We start from the raw sequence: 953 nt of genomic DNA on the forward strand, positions 1-953 counted from the left end.
CTGATTTCCACAGAATGTCCGGTTTTCTCACCGTAGAGTTTTAAATTGCCCCAGGCATTACGCGCTATAACATAATAAATATCATCTTGCTCAAACGGGGTGTCTTCTAAAAATCGGTCAAGAATATCTTGATAATCAGCAGGATTTGTCAGCCAAAATAAACCATCGGCAAAGCCGCTGAACCCGAGTATTTGCCAGTATTCAAGTAGTTGGTCAGGCAGTTTCCCTCGATACGCTTCTATATCAGCGATAGTCGCGGGTACAGTTGTTGTTGGTTGACCAAACTCGCTTAAAAAAAGGTCTAAATATTCGTCATTGGATTCTATCATTATGGTCTACCTTTTATTTAACGGGCAGCGCTCAAGTTGAATGTTCAACTTAGCATCTGGGCCATGTTTTTTAAATGCGTTTTCAACTTGCTCATCCATTAACTGCACGCGTGTTTTATCCCCTTTTTTACTCCCTATAGGTGCTTTAGCCCACTGCGGACCTAAAGAGCCGTTGCAATGGTCGTTACCATGTTGAAGCGAGCGGAATGAGAGTACATAACTAACAGCTAAATGGTGTCTGTGGATGTGTTGTGCAGGCACGCAAAAATGTATGGCTAAACACTAATCTTAAACGATTCTAGCGCTCAGCCTTACAACATCCATGTTGTTAAAGAGCGGGTTTATTTTTACTTGAATTCAAGTTATCAATGAGTACATTTACTGCGCTGTGATTACTTCATGAACGGTATTTTCACGCTCAAAATTGAGATTGAATTGACCTTGGCGATTAATGGTAAAAATAGCGCGTGTCCAGTTTTCTGGTTGGTGTTGGGTGGCCTTTTCAAATAGGGTGTTGAATAAATCGACTATCTCGTCCGTCACGGTAATCGGCTGTTCGCTTGTATCAGCAGCAGTTTGATAATGGGCTTTGCATTCAAGTACGTTTTCATCTTCGCAATTTAA

General features: G+C 41.3%; 3 protein-coding genes. All 3 read right to left on the minus strand.

Features of this window, described 5'->3' with window-relative positions; translation table 11 throughout:
- On the minus strand, positions 1 to 329 hold a 329-nt coding region (locus H5187_RS23705), incomplete at its 3' end, for a GAD-like domain-containing protein (RefSeq protein ID WP_310736905.1).
- A 6-nt stretch (positions 330 to 335) separates the two neighbouring features.
- On the minus strand, positions 336 to 590 hold the full coding sequence (locus H5187_RS23710) for a hypothetical protein (RefSeq protein ID WP_182762742.1): 255 nt from the start codon (positions 588 to 590) through the stop codon (positions 336 to 338).
- Positions 591 to 707: 117 nt separating this feature from the next.
- On the minus strand, positions 708 to 953 hold a 246-nt coding region (locus tag H5187_RS23715; protein WP_182798495.1), incomplete at its 5' end, for an immunity protein YezG family protein.

Source organism: Pseudoalteromonas sp. SG44-1, assembly GCF_014164315.1.
Taxonomy (GTDB): Bacteria; Pseudomonadota; Gammaproteobacteria; order Enterobacterales; family Alteromonadaceae; genus Pseudoalteromonas; species Pseudoalteromonas rhizosphaerae.